Origin of the sequence: Ochrobactrum sp. SSR, from assembly GCF_030067775.1 — a bacterium.
Taxonomy (GTDB): domain Bacteria; phylum Pseudomonadota; class Alphaproteobacteria; order Rhizobiales; family Rhizobiaceae; genus Brucella; species Brucella teleogrylli.
In genome coordinates, this window is record NZ_CP125969.1 from 809,111 (window position 1) to 826,387 (window position 17,277).

Genomic DNA, 17,277 nt, shown 5'->3' on the forward strand with positions numbered 1-17,277 from the left:
CCCGCGCAATGCGCGCGCGTCCCGTCTTTCGGCGGAAAACCGCACTTTTACAGATGACAAACATGCTGCGTATCCATCGCGATACGCAGCATTCTTGATCCGATAGATCAGGACTTGGTGGTTTTCTTGACGGTGTTGACGGTTTCTTCCGCCTTGGCGTCGATCGTGCGACCGTCATCCCCAGCGTCCTTGGCAGCGTCTTCGTCGTTCATGCCCTGCTTGAAATTCTTGATGCCCTTGGCAACATCGCCCATCAGCTCGGGAATCTTGCCGCGGCCAAAAAGAAGCAGCACAACCGCCAGAACGATCAGCCAGTGCCAGATGGAAAAGCTACCCATTTCATTCCTCTCATCGCTGCTTAAACGCAGCCTGTTCCTGCAATGTCGATAGTGATTTAAGCGCTTTCAAGCAATCTTTCAAACGGAAGTATAGCTGTGAAGGCAGATGTGACGATTTTATTCGTCGCATGTGTCCTCTTTATGTGCAGCGAATTGTGGATCATGACGAGATTGGGCCTATTTCACCCTTTAGGAGCCAGCAGGCCGAGGCCTTCAAGATCGATATCCTCGAGCGGCTCTTCTTCGTCGGTTAGCTCATCCGGATCGATATTCGGCACCGGAACAGCAAAGCTTGAAGGCATGCGGGCGGAAAGAAGCCCTGCCCCGCGCAATTCTTCCAGACCCGGAAGATCGCGGATTTCCGGCAACCCGAAGTGGTCGAGAAACGATTCCGTCGTGCCATAGGTGACCGGACGGCCCGGCGTGCGGCGACGCCCGCGCAGCTTGATCCAGCCGGTTTCCATCAACACGTCCAGCGTGCCTTTCGACGTTTCGACACCGCGAATATCTTCGAGTTCAGCGCGCGTGACCGGCTGGTGATACGCAATGATCGCCAGCACTTCCATTGCAGCTCGCGACAGTTTGCGCTGCTGCACCGCCTCACGGCTCATCAGGAAAGCGAGATCGGGCGCGGTACGGAACACCCAGGCCGCACCGACCTGCACCAGATGCACCCCACGCGACTCATAGACTTTCTGGAGATGCTGCAAGATCGGAGCAAGCTCGGCTCTTGGCGGCAGGCGTTCCTGAAGGGCGCGCTCCGACACTGGTTCGGCGGAAGCAAAAATGATCGCCTCGACGATGCGCGCCAGATCGGCCAGTCCATTTGCCGGAAGCTGTGCTTCCTCAAATTCATCATCCATCTCGAATTCCGCCAGCGGGCGTTCGGCCTCAGACATCCTCGTCCTCGTCAAATTCGCTTAAACCGGGCTTGGCCCGCATATAAATCGGCTCGAACGGCGCATTCTGGCGAACTTCAAGCTTGCCTTCACGCACCAGTTCCAGACTGGCGGCAAAGGAGCTTGCGAGCGCCGACGCCCTTTCCTGCGGCGACAGCGCATAGTCGATGAGAAAACGGTCGAGCGAAATCCAGTCGCCGATATCGCCACCCATCAGGCGCACCAATGCGACACGGGCTTCTTTCAACGACCAGACGGCACGTTTGGTAATCTGCACATTCGTCACGGCTTGCCGCTGCCTTTGGGAAGCGTAAGCCGTCAGAAGATCGTATAGCGAGGCAGAAAACTGGCTGGCGCGATCGACCATCACCACTTCCGGCATGCCGCGCGCGAAGACATCGCGCCCCAGCCGGCTGCGATTGACCAAAGCGGCTGCGGCATCGCGCATTGCCTCCAGCCGTTTCAGACGAAATTGCAAGGATGCCGCAAGTTCTTCGCCGGTCTCGCCATCATCCCCTTGCTGCTTTGGAATCAGCAGCTTGGATTTCAGATAAGCGAGCCACGCCGCCATCACGAGATAATCGGCGGCCAGCTCCAGCCGGAACGCCCGGGCCTGCTCCACGAATTCGAGATATTGCTCGGCCAGCGCCAGAACGGAAATACGCGCCAGATCAACACGCTGGTTGCGCGCCAGATGCAGCAGAAGATCGAGCGGACCTTCAAAGCCCTGCACGTCGATCAGCAAGGACGGCTCGCTTTGAGCCCGTTCGGCATCGCTTTGCCACAGCGAGATCCATCGGCACGAGCGTACCGTCTTTTCCGTCCGTGTTCGTTCCTGATGCCGCCAAACCGCTAGCCTCTCGATGCGCAGTCGTCACTCACGCTGCCCGGACAAGCCGGGCAACGCATCTTTGCAGTTTACCAAGTTTTAACGATTACGCTATCGCTTCGAATATACCATTGAATTCTGCGCGCAGTTCATCTTCATCCGAAAGGTCCGGATCACCGGCGTAGACTTCGGCCAGATCAGCGCGACGCTTCGACTTGCCTTCAAGGACCGGCACGCGGGCGGCGACCTGAACCAGTTCCTCCATCACGCCTGCGCAATAAAGCACGATATCGCAGCCTGCTCCGGTGATGCCCCCAGCGATATCGCCGAGTTCGCCGGAGAGCGCTTTCATCGAAATATCGTCGCTCATGATGAGGCCATCGAACTCAATCACCTGACGGATGATCGTGTTGATCACGGTCGGCGACAGGGTGGACGGACGCTGCGGATCGAGCGCGTCGAATACGACATGCGCCGTCATCGCCATCGGTAGATCATTCAACGCCTTGAACGGCACGAAATCATGCGCCAGCAATTCGCTCAATGGCGCGTTCACCCGGGCCAGTTCCTTATGCGTATCCGCAAAGGCGCGGCCATGGCCCGGCATATGCTTCATGACCGGCAATACGCCGCCCGCCAGCAAGCCCTCGGCAGCGGCACGGCCCAATTCAGCCACCGCATGCGGATTCTTGGAATAAGCGCGGGCGCCGATCACATCATTTGCGCCCTCGACGGGGACATCGAGCACCGGCAGGCAGTCGGAGGTGACGCCAACCTTCAAAAGATCGAAGGCGTGCAGACGCGCATGCAGCCATGCGGCGCGCAGGCCCGCTTCGCGGTCACGCGTATAGATCGCTCCAATCTCTCCAGCAGAGGGATAGTTCTGCACAAGCGGCGGACGCAGGCGCTGCACGCGCCCGCCTTCCTGATCTATGAAAACCGGAGTCTGATCGCGCCCCGTCACCTCGCGCATATGCGCGGTCAGTTCGGCAACCTGTTCAAGACTTTCGACATTGCGCGCGAACAAGATAAAGCCCCAAGGCCTCTCATCGCGGAAAAAGGCAACTTCATCCGGTGTAAGTTTTGTCCCCGAAACACCGGCAATCCAGGCCTTGCACTGTTTCATGCGAATATCCCTCGTCTTTTCCGCAAATTAGAAATTTGTTCTAACGAAAATTCCATGCACTTGATAGTGCATATGAAAAGGGCGGCCTCAAGCCGCCCTGTTCCTGTCTATTGCCGTGGCTTACCGCGTTACAAGGCAGCTGCCCCCAGCCGACTTCAACCGTCCGCAGAGCGCGTTGGCATCGTCACGCGAACCCGCCTGAACGCGGACACGGTAGTAGGTGCCCTTGCCCGGAATGTCGGCGCGCTTGATATCCACGCCGCGTCCGCCGATCACATTGGCGTATTTCTGCGCCATGTTGGAATAGGACTTCTGCGCCAGTTCGGCAGAAGGCTGTGATGCGATCTGGATGAAATATCCACCGGCACCGGCTGCCGATGCAACCTGCTGATTGGCCGCCGGAGCAGCAGCGGCAGGCGCTTGTGTCTGCGTGCGCTGCGGAACATTGCCCACGATATTGACCGGCTGTTCAGCCGGGCGCGACGGGACAACCGGAGCGCGAGCTGGAAGGCGCGGCGTTTCTGCAACCGGCGCCTGAGCAACAGGGGCTGGCGCGGCGGGCTGCGGGGCCTGCTGCGGCGCAGGTGCCGAAGATTCCGGCACGGAGTTGCCCGAAGCAATTGCCGCGATTTCGTCACCACCCACCGGAGCGGAAGGCTGTTCCGAAGGCTGGGGGGTGTTGTTGGCCGTCTGCGGTGCGGGCGAATCCGGCTGCATGATCGTACCATCCGGGCGAACGATCATCGTTTCAACTTCGCGCGGCTGGATCAAAGGCGCATTTTCCTGCGCGTTCTGATTACCGGTATTGGCCTGACTGTTTTCAGCCGACAAATCCGGCGTATCGGTCATGGCTTCATTGTCGTCCGTGCCGGAAATATCAACCGGCTCCTCGCCTGAGGTGATCAGTGATTTCTGTTCCGGATTGTTCGGCAAGGTGCCTGCCACACGGTCATAGACCGCCTTGTCCTGGTTCGGCACCGTTGCGCCACCTGGGTTTTCCGGCTGCATCTTGATCGGCTGCGTGTCGGCACGAATGACGACCGGCTCTTCCGAGCCGCCGCCCATGAAGTGATATCCGATACCGCCGAGCAACACGACTGCACCGGCAACACTTGCCAGAATCAGGCCGCGACGACCGCGTACCGGACGGTTGCGATAGGCTTCCGACGCCTTGCCAAGATCGTCTTCCGGCTGCATGGCGGCACGCGCGCCATAGTCACCACCTTCAACGGTCTGTGCGCCCTGAGCAGCCCAGTGATTGTAGAAATCATCCTCGCTGCCAGCTTGCTCGCCTGCATTGTACTGGCCAGTCTGGCGCGGCTGCGCACGGCCATAGGAGGCAGCGGATGCGGCAACGGCAGCGCCAAGGCCCGCCGCGGCAGCACCTGCGGCAACACCGGCGTTCGGCAGATAGCTGGATGCGCTTTCGCGGAAAATATCCTCAAAGGCTTTGTCGGCTTCGCTCTGCGCTTCCGATGGGGTGTTCAGCTCATCGACGCCAACCGTATTGAAGACCTCGGCAAATTCAGCTTCGAGATCACCAAGACCGGCAGCGGTTTCCTCTTCACCGTAATTAACTTCCGGCAGATCCAGCGAATGGGTCTGCTCAACCTTGTTTTCGGCAACGCTCAGCGTTTCCACATCCGGCGCGGGTGCGCTGGCAGCCTGCTGCGCGCTGGCAAAATGCGGCATCGATGTGGACGGACGATAATCCTCGTCCGACAGCACCGCATGCGCATAGGCGGGCGCGGCTGCACTGTTTTCAACGCCGCCCAGATCAAGATCGTCTTCGTTGAAGAAATCATCACCGCCAAGCAGTTCTTCATCGGTCGCCTTGAGCGGTTCCGATTCGGAATAATCACCCGAAGGCTCGAAACCGAAATCGTCTTCGGTCAGGCTCAGCTCATCAAGGTCGGACAGATCGTCATCGGTGCCTTCCGCTGCGGTCGCTGCGGAGAAAGCTGGTGCGTCGAAGGAGAAATCATCATCGAACGAAAAATCGTCGTCTTGCGCTGCAACTTCGTTCGAAGCTTGTTCCGAACCCGTGAAGGCGGCGTAAGGCGCTTCCGCCTGACCAACCGGCTGCGCTGCCGTCACTGGCATTTGCGCAGCAATGCCTGAAGCAAAGTTGCCACGGGTGTAATAGGGATAACCGGATGGCTCCGTGCGCGCGACAGCTTCGTGCACCGGCGCGGCAGCTACCGGCTGATGCGGTTCTTCAAAGGTCTGCTCATCCAGTTGCAGTTCGTCGAGCTCGAGATCGTCAAATGCAGGCTCGGCTGCTTCCTCGCCCGCATAGGCATGATCCTGCGCGGACGCGTAGGACACGGCCTGTTCCGGCTCGTAAGCTGGGGTCTGCGGAGCATAGGATACCGGCTCCGGCTGGTAGCCATAAGCGCTGTCATTTGCGGATTGGGGCTGTGGCTCATCACCGAACAGCAGGTTTTCCAGTTCGTCCTCAAGCGACAAGGACTGATGCGCAGGCTCGACATCATAAGACGGCGTAGCAGGCTCAACGGCCTGCACTTCCCAGTCGCGGCTTTGCGCAGTCTGGGTCAAATAGGATTCTTCGTGCGGCTCGATAGCCGGCTGATAAATCGTCGGATCAAATGCACCGGCTTCGGTCGCATGGCTTCCACGCGCACTATCCAGCGATTCGCGATTATCATAGGCCGAGTTCTGCGCCGCATAAGGATCGCCATACGAATCGCGGGCGCTCGAATAATCGGCATAATCGAACTGCTGAACGGGTTCAGTCCGTTCGATATCTTCGAAGTCGTCCAGTTCAGGCGCAAGAACGGATGCACCGCTATCCAGATGCAGGTCGAGTTCTTCCTCAAGAGCCGAAGCAAGTTCGTCTTCATGCACCAGCGGTTCGGCACCGCGATAATACTGCGCGCTGTAGCGCTGCTCCTGAGCGGCCTCGGCCTCGGGCTCCACAGGCTGGCTCTGGCTGGCCGCCGGTGCGTAATCGTCGAAGTCGCCGAGAAGCTCGCGCTCAAGGTCAAGCGACGCATCGAAGTCAGGCTCCGCGCGCTCACGCGCCAGTTCATCTTGCGATCGGCGCTCGTTCCTAGCGGAATGATCACCTTGAGGCGCGCCAAAGTCCACGATTCGCGACAGTTCCATCAGCGGATCGTCTTCGTGCAGCGGACGCTCGCCGTAATTACGGGGATTTGCACTGCTGTCCGTCATGGTGTGTTCCTAACTCAAACCCTGGACGCCGCAAGACGTCACCTTACATTGCTTATTAGCGAGGCAATGTGGGCAAAAGTTGACGGTAGTTTCCTGCACCGAAAGACCAGAACGGGATAAACCAACACCTTCGGTTCATCCCGGTCCTTTCTCGTTAGACTTAATCGTCTGCACCCGAAAGCTTCGTTTGACTTAACGAACCCTCGATCAGTCGATCAGTCCTAGCGCATTTCCGTCGGAGCATCAGCCCCGATGATCGTCAAACCTGACGTCAGCACATCGGAAACAACCTGTACCAGCCCTAGCCTGGCTAATGACAAGTCTGGATCGTTAACCTTAATAAAACGTAAGTCCGGGTTCTCTGTGCCCTTATTCCATTGCGAATGGAACGCGCTGGCAAGATCAAACAGATAAAAAGCAAGACGATGCGGCTCCTGATGGATCGCCGCTGCTTCGATCAAACGCGGATATTCTGCAAGCTTGCGGACGAGTGCGATTTCGCTCTCGTCGGTCAGCTTGTCGAACTGGGCAGCCATCGCCACACGATCCAGATCAGCGAGACCCAACTGGTCGGCAGCCTGACGGAAAACCGAGTGCGAACGCGCCGATGCATACTGCACGTAGAACACCGGATTGTCCTTGGACTGTTCCGTCACCTTCGCAAAATCGAAATCGAGCGAGGCATCGTTTTTCCGGTAAAGCATCATGAAACGCACCGGATCACGGCCCACTTCGTCCACGACATCACGCAGGGTGATGAATTCGCCCGAACGCTTCGACATGCGCACCGGTTCGCCGTTACGGTAGAGTTTCACCAACTGGCAGATCAGCACCGTGAGCTTTGCCTTGCCGTCGGAAACAGCACGCGCGACAGCTTCAAGACGCTTCACATAGCCGCCATGATCGGCGCCCAGCACATAGATCATCTCGTTGAAGCCGCGGTCGTATTTGTCCTTGAAATAGGCAACGTCCGCCGCAAAATAGGTGAAGGAGCCGTCAGACTTCATCAGCGGACGATCGATATCGTCACCCACTTCGGTCGAGCGGAACAGGGTCTGCTCGCGATCTTCCCAATCTTCCGGTAGCTGACCCTTCGGGGGCGGAATCTTGCCCTTATAGACGTGGCCTTTCAGCGTCAGATCGTTGATCGCATTGCGAATCGCTCGCGCATGGTCAGCATGCAACTGGCGTTCGGAATAGAACACATCATGATGGACGTTCAACGCTTCCAGATCGGCGCGGATCATCGCCATCATGGCATTGATCGTGGTTTCCTTGACGATAGCCAGTGCTTCCGTCTCCGGCATTTCCAGAAGCTTGGTGCCATATTCCTTGGCAAGCGCCTGCCCCACCGGCACGAGATAATCGCCCGGATAGAGACCTGCCGGAATTTCACCGATGATTTCGCCCAGTGCTTCGCGATAACGCAGCATGACGGAGTTTGCGAGCACGTCGATCTGCGAGCCCGCATCGTTGATGTAATATTCCTTGACGACGTCATAGCCCGCAAATTTCAGCAGGTTGGCCAGCACGTCGCCGACGACGGCGCCCCGGCAGTGACCGACATGCATCGGGCCGGTCGGGTTTGCCGAAACATATTCGACATTGACCTTATTGCCCGCGCCAAGCTTGGAGCGACCGAAATCCGTGCCTTCATTGAGCATCGCGGCAAGCTCGCGCTGCCAGTAGCTGGCCTTCAGACGCAGATTGATGAAGCCCGGACCTGCAACATCGACCGTTTCAACATCCTCGTCGTTCTTCAAGGCTTCGGCGATACGCACCGCAAGTTCGCGCGGATTCTGCCCCACGGCCTTGGAAAGAACCATGGCCGCATTGGTCGCTATATCGCCATGGGTCGCATCGCGCGGCGGCTCGACACCAACGCGCGAAAGATCGAGTTCACCGCCATCTTTCGGTTTCAGATCAATATCTTGCAACGTCTTTTTGATACGTGCGTCGAAATCTGCGAAGATATTCATGGTCTGTCCTGTCAGGCTGTCGTCCGGTGTCGTGATTTGCGTATTCCGGAGTCGGCTCGTTCGATTAGGTAGTTGTGTTGCAGGGGCCTTTTCAGCCTCGCCAGCACTTCGTTTGGCCCCGATTAAGCTAAATCGGGGGTATGGTCAAACAATCGTCGGTGTTCGCGCACGGCAAAATTGTCAGTCATCCCCGCCAGATAGTCGGCCACACGGCGCGCGCGTGACGGGATATCCAGCGTTTCGCAGCCCGATTGCCACTCGGGCGGCATGATCGACGGATCGGCAAAACAGGCATCGAAAAGGTCCTGCACAATTTTGTCCGCCGCCTGCCGACGCACCACCACGCTGTCATGAAAATAGAGGTTCTTGAACAAAAACCGCTTCAGCACTTTTTCCTCGTCACGCATCGTCGGCGAAAACGCCACCAGCGACCGGGACTGGTTATGAATATCGGTAAGGCTTTGCGGCTGCGCGACAGCAAGGCGACGCTGCGCCTCGGCAATCACATCCTCAACCATGATGGTGATCTGCCTGCGGACCAGTTCGTGGCCGGTGCGCACCGCATCGAGATTGGGATAGCGTCCGCGCACCACATCAAGCAGCCGCTTCGTCAGGGGCACTTCGTCCAGCGCGTCGAGCGTCAGCAGGCCCGCGCGCAGGCCGTCATCAATATCATGGGCATTATAGGCGATGTCGTCGGCAATCGCCGCGCATTGTGCCTCCAGGCTGGCAAAACGGCCCAATTCGAGATCGTAGCGTTCGTTGAAGTCCAGAATTGGCTGCGGCACTGGCTCATCCGAATGCACAGCATGCGGCCCGACCAGCGGACCATTATGCTTCACCAGACCTTCCAGCGTCTCCCAAGACAGGTTGAGACCGTCGAAATCCGCATAACGATGCTCAAGCTTGGTGACGATGCGCAGAGACTGGGCATTGTGATCGAAGCCGCCATAATCCTTCATGCGCTCGTTGAGCGCGTCCTCGCCGGTATGGCCAAAGGGCGTATGGCCGAAATCATGTACGAGTGCGACCGCTTCGGCGAGGTCTTCATCCAGCCGCAACGCACGGGCCAGCGCGCGCGCAATCTGCGCCACTTCAATCGTATGCGTCAGCCGCGTGCGGTAATGATCGCCCTCATGCGCAATAAAAACCTGCGTCTTGTGCTTCAGGCGACGGAAAGCGGTGGAATGGATGATGCGGTCGCGATCACGCTGAAACGGTGTGCGCGTCGGGCTTTCCAGTTCCGGCACCAGTCGTCCACGGCTTGAGGCCGGATCGCAGGCATAGGGCGCGCGTTCGCGATAACCAAAGCCTATTCCTTCCAGCGACATTGCGATGCATCCTTCACTGTAATATGATTACACCAAACATTGACTTCTATCGGTAGCGTTCATAGCTATCAGAGGAATATGAAGGCAAGTCTGCGATAATGGGCAGCAGGGGAAAATCACGCTCCAGCCCAGCAACTGCAAACGGATGAGACCGATGACAGGCATTACCGTTTCCGATTCCGCCGCAAAGCGGATCGCTAAAATTCTCAATTCCGAACCGGACAAGACCGCGCTGCGCGTTTCTGTCGAGGGTGGCGGCTGCTCCGGTTTTTCCTACAAATACGATCTCGTCGACGAACAGACCGACGACGACATCGTCATCGAAAAGCTCGGCGCGAAGGTGCTGATCGATTCGATCTCGGTTCCTTATATGGACGGCTCGGAAATCGATTTCGTTGACGATCTGATGGGACAATCGTTCCAGATCCGCAATCCGAATGCGACCGCCTCTTGCGGTTGTGGCACAAGCTTCGCGATTTAGACGGTCCAGAACGCACCGCATAAAAATAAACCGGCTGCCTCGTGGCAGCCGGTTTTGTTTTGTCAGACTTTCACCGAAGCGACCGTCGCATCGATATGGTCCACCAGCGCGTCGGGCAGACCAAGACGTCCAGCCAGCATATCGAGATAGCCACGCTCCGCCCGGCTATCGGGATCGATGGTCAAACGCGAGGCGGTGTAAAGCTCCACCTTCTGCTCTTCTGTTTGTGCGGCGGCGACCAGTGCGTCGAGATCGACGGGCTCTGCCAGTTCTTTCTGGAAAAAAGCTTCCGCATCGTCATCAAGCCCCGAAATCTGAAGCTTTTCCATGATGCGCGCGCGCTCCGCGTCGTCGATATGGCCGTCTGCCTTGGCGGCGGCGATCATGGCCTGGATCAGCGTCAGGGCAAAACTGTTGCTCATGGCTGGCGAATGCGGGTGAAAAGGAGAATCGGCGGGCGGCGGCGGAAGCAGTTCCTGCTCCTTTGCCACCGGCTGTTCCACCGTTTGCGGCGATTGACCGGACTTGTAGTTCTTATAGGCCAGATAGCCGAGACCGGCGATGGCCGCAATCCCGCCAACAGTGGCGACATTGCCTGCCAGCTTGCGGCCCGTCTTGGTGCCAAGAACCGCAGCGGCGATAGCGCCAGTCGCAAGCGGGTTCTTCTTGGCCAGATCACCCACCTGCCCGGCTCTGTCCTTCACGCTCCCCGACATGCCTGGTATTTGCGATCCCAAAAACTGGTCGAGAAGTTTCTTGGCGTCGAACATCGTCATCTCCTGTCTGGCTCCATTGAGTCCGAGATAGGAACGCGATGGCGACAATACAAATACAACCGGCATCGAAATATGCACTTGGCTGCAATTTCTGTGATGAGGCCTGCGCCGTGCTTGCCCTCACCCTTTCAAGCGCCTAATCATTGAGCCATGAAGATTGCTACGTGGAACATCAACGGCGTCAAGGCCCGCATCGAGAACCTTCAGCATTGGTTGAAGGAGTCTTCGCCCGATATTGCCTGCCTGCAGGAAATCAAGTCGGTGGACGAGCAGTTCCCCCGCCTTGAGCTTGAGGCGCTTGGCTATCACGTCGAGACCCATGGCCAGAAAGGTTTCAACGGCGTCGCACTTCTCTCCAAGAAGTCACCCGATGAGGTCAATCGCGGCCTGCCCGGCGATGACAGCGACGAACAGGCGCGTTTCATCGAAGGCGTCTACTCGACCGATAAAGGCGTCATCCGCGTCGTCTCACTCTATCTGCCGAACGGCAATCCAATCGATACCGAGAAATTTCCCTACAAGCTTTCGTGGATGCGGCGTCTGGAAGCCTGGGCGAAGGATCGTCTGGCGCTTGAGGAACCGCTTGTGCTGGCTGGCGACTATAACGTCATCCCCGAGCCGCAAGACGCGAGAAACCCGGAGGCATGGCTTGGCGACGCTCTGTTTCAGCCGCAATCACGGCAAGCGTTTCGCAAGCTCGAAAATCTCGGTTTCACCGACGCTATTCGAGCGGCGACCGACGATGACGGCATCTATTCATTCTGGGATTATCAGGCCGGTGCCTGGCAGAAAAACAACGGCATTCGCATCGATCATCTGATGCTCTCGCCGGAAGCGGCCAATCGTTTCGTATCGACCGATATTGAAAAACACGTTCGCGGCTGGGAAAAGCCATCTGACCACGTGCCGGTAACGGTCACGCTGTCGGTTTAAGACACTGGAAGCTTAGCACTACAGTTGCAAATTCGTCAGGCCGTGGCGAAAAGAGTGATTTTCGAGCACCGGAGCGCAGAAAATTGCTCTTTACAGACCGGCATCACGAATTTGCAACTGTAGTGTCAGAACGACCCTTTGGTCGTCATATCGCTCGCAAGAGCCACAGCATTCCGGCGATCAGCTTCACCGACAATTGAGAAAGCCTGTTCCTGCATTTCGCGGATCCAGGTGCAATCCTCGGCGGCGCAACGCTCAGAGGCAGCCGTCATGAAAGCCAGCCCGCGCACGGTCTTGCCCGCCTGAAACAGCATGTTTCCAAGCATGGCCTGAGCGCTGACATTGCCTTTATTCGCAGCCAGCTGGAACCAGCGCGCAGCCTGAACCGAATTGCGCTCTCCGCCCTCACCGGACAGAAGCATCTTGCCAAGTTCAAACTGGGCGGCAGAGTCACCGAAATTCGATGCAGCTTGCACGTAAAGATCGCGGGCGACACCAAGATTGGCGCGTACCGGCGAACCCGGAATGCCGCGTTTCACATAGCCGGCCAGCGCGACCAGCGCGTCAGCGACATAGGAATCGTTCTCGGAACCCGGTTCGGACCCCTCACGCACGATCTTTTCGAAAATCTTGTAGGCTTCGTAATCGTTTTCCGCCACGCCGTCGCCATCCGCATACATGCGCGCCAGTTTCCACTTTGCACCCTGATGACCACGCTCGGCGGCATAACGCAGCGCCTTGATCGCCTCGTCCTTGTGGCCGTTCTTATAGGCGGAGAAGCCGAACTTGAAGAGTTCAAACGGGCTGCGCGACTTTTCAGAATCGTCGTTCAGATCAAAAGCAAAGGCACTGTTGCAGGCGATGGCCAAACCAACAGCCATGGCGATAACAGGATATGAAAAACTACGACTACGCATCACACGCCGGTCTTTCACAATAGTTGGCACAAATCGTGGAGAAAGATTTCATTACACGCAGAATAGCCACGCTTTTCGTCAAGACTGAGACCCGATCTTGGCCGAAAAAAGCCTTACCATCATTGGAAGGAATCGGAGCGGCGGCGGCAAGGTTTCCCTTGCTTGCAATCGGTGTGCTCTGCAACAACGCGCTCTTGCTCATTCCTGCCTAATCCTGCGGGAGCCTTCGCTCCAGATTGTTTGACGGCTTTTGCCTTTCCTTGACGGATGATGTCCCTTTGTGGCGGGAAATAGGCAAAAATGACCGTAGTTCTTTCTAACCTAAAGTAACGGTAAAGACTGTTGCCGTTTGACAACAAACCGATTGTTGTTGATCCCTTTGAATATGCTCCCCATGAAACAGAACGCTGACGATTGTTTCCGTCTGAGGGCCGCATAAAATAGAACGCCTATGACACCGACGATTGCAACCAACCGGATCCCATGCGCAATTACAGACGCCCCTATCGGCGCCCCAATAGGCGAAACAACTCCGGCACCCGCAAAAGCGGAATGGGAGGTCTTCGCAGCATCATACTGACTTTATTGTTCTTTTCAGCTATCGTTATCGGCATTTCATACTTGCCGAATGAAAAGCGCCCGACCGAAACGCGCGATGGGTCGGTCTATGTCATAGATGGGGATACGGTGATCATAAACAAGGTGCATATTCGCCTGAAGGGTATCGACGCACCGGAGATGACACAGAGCTGCGAGCGAAACGGCAATAGTTACGATTGCGGCAAGGAAGCTCGCAATTTCTTGCGGGCAAGAATCGGAAGGGCAACGATTCGCTGCGAGACCGAGGGCTTTGACCGTTATGGCCGCGACCTGGCGCGTTGTTATCTCGGAGAAACCGACCTCAATGGCTGGATGGTGCAGCAGGGTTGGGCGCTTGCCTATGGCGATTATGACCGCGAGGAAACAGACGCCCGCCGCAACAGCCGCGGCATGTGGGCAGGGCGTTTCGAGAAGCCCTCGTCATGGCGGAAGGAAAATCCGCGCGAGGATAAGGATGCGCAGACGGGGAGCGAGACCTCATCGCTGGACCGCAATAGTATCGACGCTTTCGTTTACTATATTAAGGAGCGTATCGCCGCCTTCATCGACCGTTTCCAATGACGACATCCCGAAATCCGGAGCGAAGCTTCGTGGAAGACCTGATCACGCTCAGCCAATCGATCAAAGCCTGCCGCATCTGCCGCGATGAGCCGCTGTTTCAGCCACCGCTGCCACATGAGCCCAATCCTGTCTGTTTTGTCTCCAATACGGCGCGTGTCGCGATCTGCGGTCAGGCACCGGGTATCCGCGTGCACAATACGTCCCTGCCCTTTAACGATCCTTCCGGCGACCGCCTGCGGCAATGGCTTGGAACGACCCGTGAGGAGTTTTATGATCCGGCCCGGTTTGCCATCGTTCCCATGGGCTTCTGCTTTCCCGGCTATAACAAGCATGGCGGCGACCTGCCCCCGCGCCGCGAATGCCGTATGACTTGGCATGACCGGGTCTTCGCTTCCATGCCGCAATTGGAGTTCGTTCTGGTGGTGGGGCAATATGCGCTGGCCTACCACTTGCCCGACTATCGCGGACGCAACCTGACCGAAACAGTGAAGAACTGGCGTCACTTCATTGAAACGCCCAACAAGGCAGGACGGATCGTGCTTCCGCTGCCTCATCCTTCCTGGCGAAACAGCGGCTGGCTGAAACGCAATCCATGGTTCGATGAAGAGGTTGTGCCTATTGTTCAGGCAAAAGTGCGAAGCCTCATCCACGACGATAAATAAATTTTACTGGATTGGTTCTCATAAGAATATTTTTCCTGTAACTTCTGCCGATAGCACATCATAAGGTATGACGTTTCGCACACTCGTAAAGTTCGGGAAACGATTTCTAAAACCGGGAACGGAAACGCATGGACAGGCTCGACAGAAAAATACTGCGCTTATTGCAGGAAGACGCAACATTGGCAGTGGCAGACGTTGCCAAGAAGGTTGGCCTTTCCACAACGCCTTGCTGGCGTCGTATCCAGAAGCTTGAAGAAGATGGTGTCATCAAGCGCCGTGTGGCGATCCTCGATCCGATCCGCGTCAATGCGCGTGTAACGGTGTTCGTATCGGTGCGCACCAGCTCGCACAGCCATGAATGGCTGAAGCGCTTCTCGGAAGTGGTGCAGGAATTCCCTGAGGTTATCGAATTCTACCGCATGAGCGGCGATGTCGATTATCTTCTGCGTGTCGCTGTACCGGATATTGCGGCCTATGACGCCTTCTACAAGCGCCTGATCAGCAAGATCGAAATCCGCGACGTGTCGTCATCCTTCGCGATGGAGCAAATCAAGTACACGACCGAGCTGCCGCTCGACTACATGGTGCTGGATAAGGAAAATAATTGACCTCCCAGTCTTTGAAATGAAAATGAAAAGCCCGGCAGCGCCGGGCTTTTTTGTTGTTGTTAGTGCTTCGCGGAGGCTACACCGGCCTGCTCGAAGGTTGCCATGCCGCTATGGCATTGTGCCGCCGCCTTGACGATGCTGGCGGCGAGTGCGGCACCGGTGCCTTCACCCAAACGCATGCCGAGATCGAGTAGCGGCTCCTTGCCAAGCTTTGCCAGCAGCAGACGATGCCCCGGCTCAGCCGACACGTGGCCGAACAGGCAGTGATCGATTGCTTCCGGATTTGCCGCATAGAGTATCGCCGCAGCCGAAGAGGCGACGAAACCGTCGATAATGACCGGGATTTTTTCCATGCGAGCGGCCAGAATGGCGCCTGCCATGGCTGCAATTTCACGCCCGCCGAGGCGGCGCAGCACTTCAAGCGGATCTTTCAGATGCGCCTGATGCAACGCAACCGCCTGACGAACGGCTGCAAGTTTGCGCTGCAACAGATCACCCGTAGAACCTGTGCCCGGCCCCACCCAGTCTTCCGCCGTGCCACCAAACAAAGCGAGCGCGATAGCCGCCGCAATGGTCGTGTTGCCGATACCCATTTCACCGATGCAGAGAAGATCGGTGCCGCCGGCAATCGCCTCCATGCCGAAAGCCATGGTCGCCGCGCAGGTGCGCTCATCCATGGCCGGTTCTTCGGTGATGTCTGCCGTCGGATGCTCCAGCGCCAGATCGAAAACCTTCAGGCCCAGATCATTGGCAATGCAGATCTGGTTGATAGCCGCACCACCTGCCGCAAAATTCTCAACCATCTGCGCCGTGACGCTCGACGGAAATGGCGTAATGTTCTTTGCCGTGACACCGTGATTGCCAGCAAACACCGCGACCAGCGGGCGGTTGATCTGCGGCGTGCGCTTTCCGGTCCATGCGGCGAGCCAGGCTGCGATGTCTTCAAGACGCCCCAGCGAACCGGCAGGCTTGGTCAGAGTTACCTCGCGCTCGCGCACGGCCCTTTCCGCACCCAGATCGGGACCGGGCAGATTGCGGATCAGTTCACGAAAATCGTCAAAAGGAAGGCCACTGGCGCTCATATCGTTCAGTCCAATCGATCATGGGAGATGCAAATCTGTTTGGCACGTCCTATAAGCACTGACACAATTTTTCAAATCACCTCTTCGAGCCAATGGCCCTTGAGGCGAAATATCGCGAGCCCCGAACCCTTCTTTGGGCGATAAAGTGTTGCGGAGCAGTCGTTTGCAGAAAAATGGTTTCATAGGCGATACAATCCGGTCGCTCGGCTTTCTGAGCCGTCTGCCGCTTCCGCGAAGCTGGTTTGAAAACACGGACGATTCGCTATTGCGCAATGCACGCGCCTTCCCGCTTGCCGGTGCTGTGCTGGGCCTGCTTGCAGGCATCGCGCTGATGGTCGCCAATTCACTGCATCTGCCGGCCCTCGCCTGCGGGTTTATCGTAATCGGCGCGCTGGCAGCCATGACCGGCGCGCTGCATGAAGACGGCCTCGGCGACACGGCTGATGGCTTCTTCGGCGGCGCAACGCCGGACCGTCGGCTCGATATCATGAAGGATTCGCGCATCGGCACGTTTGCCGCCCTCACGCTCATCACGTGGGTGGGCATCAAGGCTTCGCTTCTGGCCGCTATTATAGAGCGCGCAGGCCCCGGCTATGCATTGCTTGCTCTCATCGCCTGCGAAGCGGCGAGCCGTTCGGCCATGCTCGCCTTCTGGCATAGCCTGCCCTCCGCCCGCCCCGGCGGGCTTGCGGACAGCGTTGGTGCGCCAAGTTGGGAAACGGTCGTTTGCGGCGCGGCGCTGGGTTTCGTTATTCTGGCGGCGGGGCTGATCCCTTCAGGCGGCGTCCCGTCCGTCATCAATGCGCTTGTTCTTGTGACGCTGCTGCTTGTCGGTTTCGCCCGGCTGTGCATGTCGAAAATCGGCGGGCAGACGGGCGATACTTTGGGCGCTGCGCAACAAATCGCGTCGCTTGCGGTGTTGATCGGGCTTGTCATGGCCCTGTAATGCAACCACATTTC

At 57.5% G+C, this 17,277-nt stretch carries 15 protein-coding genes and 1 pseudogene; 6 read left to right on the top strand and 10 right to left on the bottom strand.

Annotation, left to right across the window (positions count from 1 at the left end):
• Positions 1-107: 107 nt before the first annotated feature.
• The 7 genes and pseudogenes from QLQ11_RS03835 to QLQ11_RS03865 form a co-directional block, all read right to left on the bottom strand.
• A complete protein-coding gene (locus QLQ11_RS03835; protein ID WP_109368860.1) occupies positions 108-338 on the bottom strand; it encodes a twin-arginine translocase TatA/TatE family subunit in 231 nt (76 codons plus the stop codon).
• Positions 339-520: 182 nt separating this feature from the next.
• Positions 521-1,237, bottom strand: a complete 717-nt coding sequence (gene scpB / locus QLQ11_RS03840) for an SMC-Scp complex subunit ScpB (protein ID WP_121535967.1) — start codon at positions 1,235-1,237, stop codon at positions 521-523.
• Positions 1,230-2,085: pseudogene (locus tag QLQ11_RS03845) on the bottom strand (ScpA family protein). Before QLQ11_RS03845 ends, scpB begins: the two are co-directional and overlap by 8 nt.
• Positions 2,086-2,172: 87 nt before the next feature.
• Positions 2,173-3,192: a beta-N-acetylhexosaminidase gene (gene nagZ / locus QLQ11_RS03850; protein WP_121535961.1), complete on the bottom strand. Its 1,020-nt coding sequence runs from the start codon at positions 3,190-3,192 to the stop codon at positions 2,173-2,175.
• Positions 3,193-3,312: 120 nt separating this feature from the next.
• The gene (locus QLQ11_RS03855; protein WP_283735836.1) at positions 3,313-6,387 is read right to left on the bottom strand and encodes an SPOR domain-containing protein; all 3,075 of its coding nucleotides are present in this window, start codon (positions 6,385-6,387) and stop codon (positions 3,313-3,315) included.
• Between the two features lie 221 nt (positions 6,388-6,608).
• Positions 6,609-8,366: an arginine--tRNA ligase gene (argS, locus tag QLQ11_RS03860; protein WP_121535955.1), complete on the bottom strand. Its 1,758-nt coding sequence runs from the start codon at positions 8,364-8,366 to the stop codon at positions 6,609-6,611.
• Between the two features lie 122 nt (positions 8,367-8,488).
• The gene (locus QLQ11_RS03865) at positions 8,489-9,697 is read right to left on the bottom strand and encodes a deoxyguanosinetriphosphate triphosphohydrolase (protein WP_121535952.1); all 1,209 of its coding nucleotides are present in this window, start codon (positions 9,695-9,697) and stop codon (positions 8,489-8,491) included.
• Between the two features lie 154 nt (positions 9,698-9,851).
• On the opposite strand from QLQ11_RS03865, the gene erpA reads away from it, so the two are divergent.
• Positions 9,852-10,178, top strand: coding sequence for an iron-sulfur cluster insertion protein ErpA (erpA, locus tag QLQ11_RS03870; RefSeq protein WP_078338486.1), 327 nt, complete (start codon positions 9,852-9,854; stop codon positions 10,176-10,178).
• Positions 10,179-10,240: 62 nt separating this feature from the next.
• Here erpA and QLQ11_RS03875 read toward each other — a convergent pair whose 3' ends face one another.
• Positions 10,241-10,948, bottom strand: a complete 708-nt coding sequence (locus QLQ11_RS03875; protein ID WP_121535949.1) for a tellurite resistance TerB family protein — start codon at positions 10,946-10,948, stop codon at positions 10,241-10,243.
• 156 nt (positions 10,949-11,104) lie between these two features.
• Between QLQ11_RS03875 and xth the strand changes: the two genes are divergently transcribed.
• Positions 11,105-11,887 carry an exodeoxyribonuclease III gene (xth, locus tag QLQ11_RS03880; RefSeq protein WP_121535946.1) on the top strand — a complete coding sequence of 261 codons (783 nt, stop codon included), beginning with the start codon at positions 11,105-11,107 and terminating at the stop codon, positions 11,885-11,887.
• A gap of 125 nt (positions 11,888-12,012) precedes the next feature.
• Here xth and QLQ11_RS03885 read toward each other — a convergent pair whose 3' ends face one another.
• On the bottom strand, positions 12,013-12,804 hold the full coding sequence (locus tag QLQ11_RS03885; protein ID WP_109368851.1) for a tetratricopeptide repeat protein: 792 nt from the start codon (positions 12,802-12,804) through the stop codon (positions 12,013-12,015).
• Positions 12,805-13,356: 552 nt separating this feature from the next.
• Here QLQ11_RS03885 and QLQ11_RS03890 point away from each other — a divergent pair.
• The 3 genes from QLQ11_RS03890 (at position 13,357) to QLQ11_RS03900 (ending at position 15,235) form a co-directional block, all read left to right on the top strand.
• Positions 13,357-13,965, top strand: coding sequence for a thermonuclease family protein (locus QLQ11_RS03890; protein WP_283735835.1), 609 nt, complete (start codon positions 13,357-13,359; stop codon positions 13,963-13,965).
• On the top strand, positions 13,962-14,627 hold the full coding sequence (locus QLQ11_RS03895) for a uracil-DNA glycosylase family protein (protein WP_121535940.1): 666 nt from the start codon (positions 13,962-13,964) through the stop codon (positions 14,625-14,627). Before QLQ11_RS03890 ends, QLQ11_RS03895 begins: the two co-directional genes overlap by 4 nt.
• Before the next feature lie 128 nt (positions 14,628-14,755).
• Positions 14,756-15,235 (top strand): Lrp/AsnC family transcriptional regulator, encoded by a 480-nt coding sequence (locus QLQ11_RS03900; protein ID WP_078338480.1) that lies wholly within the window; start codon positions 14,756-14,758, stop codon positions 15,233-15,235.
• Positions 15,236-15,294: 59 nt separating this feature from the next.
• On the opposite strand, the gene cobT is transcribed toward QLQ11_RS03900, so the two are convergent.
• Positions 15,295-16,317, bottom strand: a complete 1,023-nt coding sequence (gene cobT / locus QLQ11_RS03905) for a nicotinate-nucleotide--dimethylbenzimidazole phosphoribosyltransferase (RefSeq protein ID WP_078338479.1) — start codon at positions 16,315-16,317, stop codon at positions 15,295-15,297.
• A 163-nt stretch (positions 16,318-16,480) separates the two neighbouring features.
• Between cobT and QLQ11_RS03910 the strand changes: the two genes are divergently transcribed.
• Positions 16,481-17,263 (top strand): adenosylcobinamide-GDP ribazoletransferase, encoded by a 783-nt coding sequence (locus QLQ11_RS03910; RefSeq protein ID WP_121535937.1) that lies wholly within the window; start codon positions 16,481-16,483, stop codon positions 17,261-17,263.
• Positions 17,264-17,277: the final 14 nt, after the last annotated feature.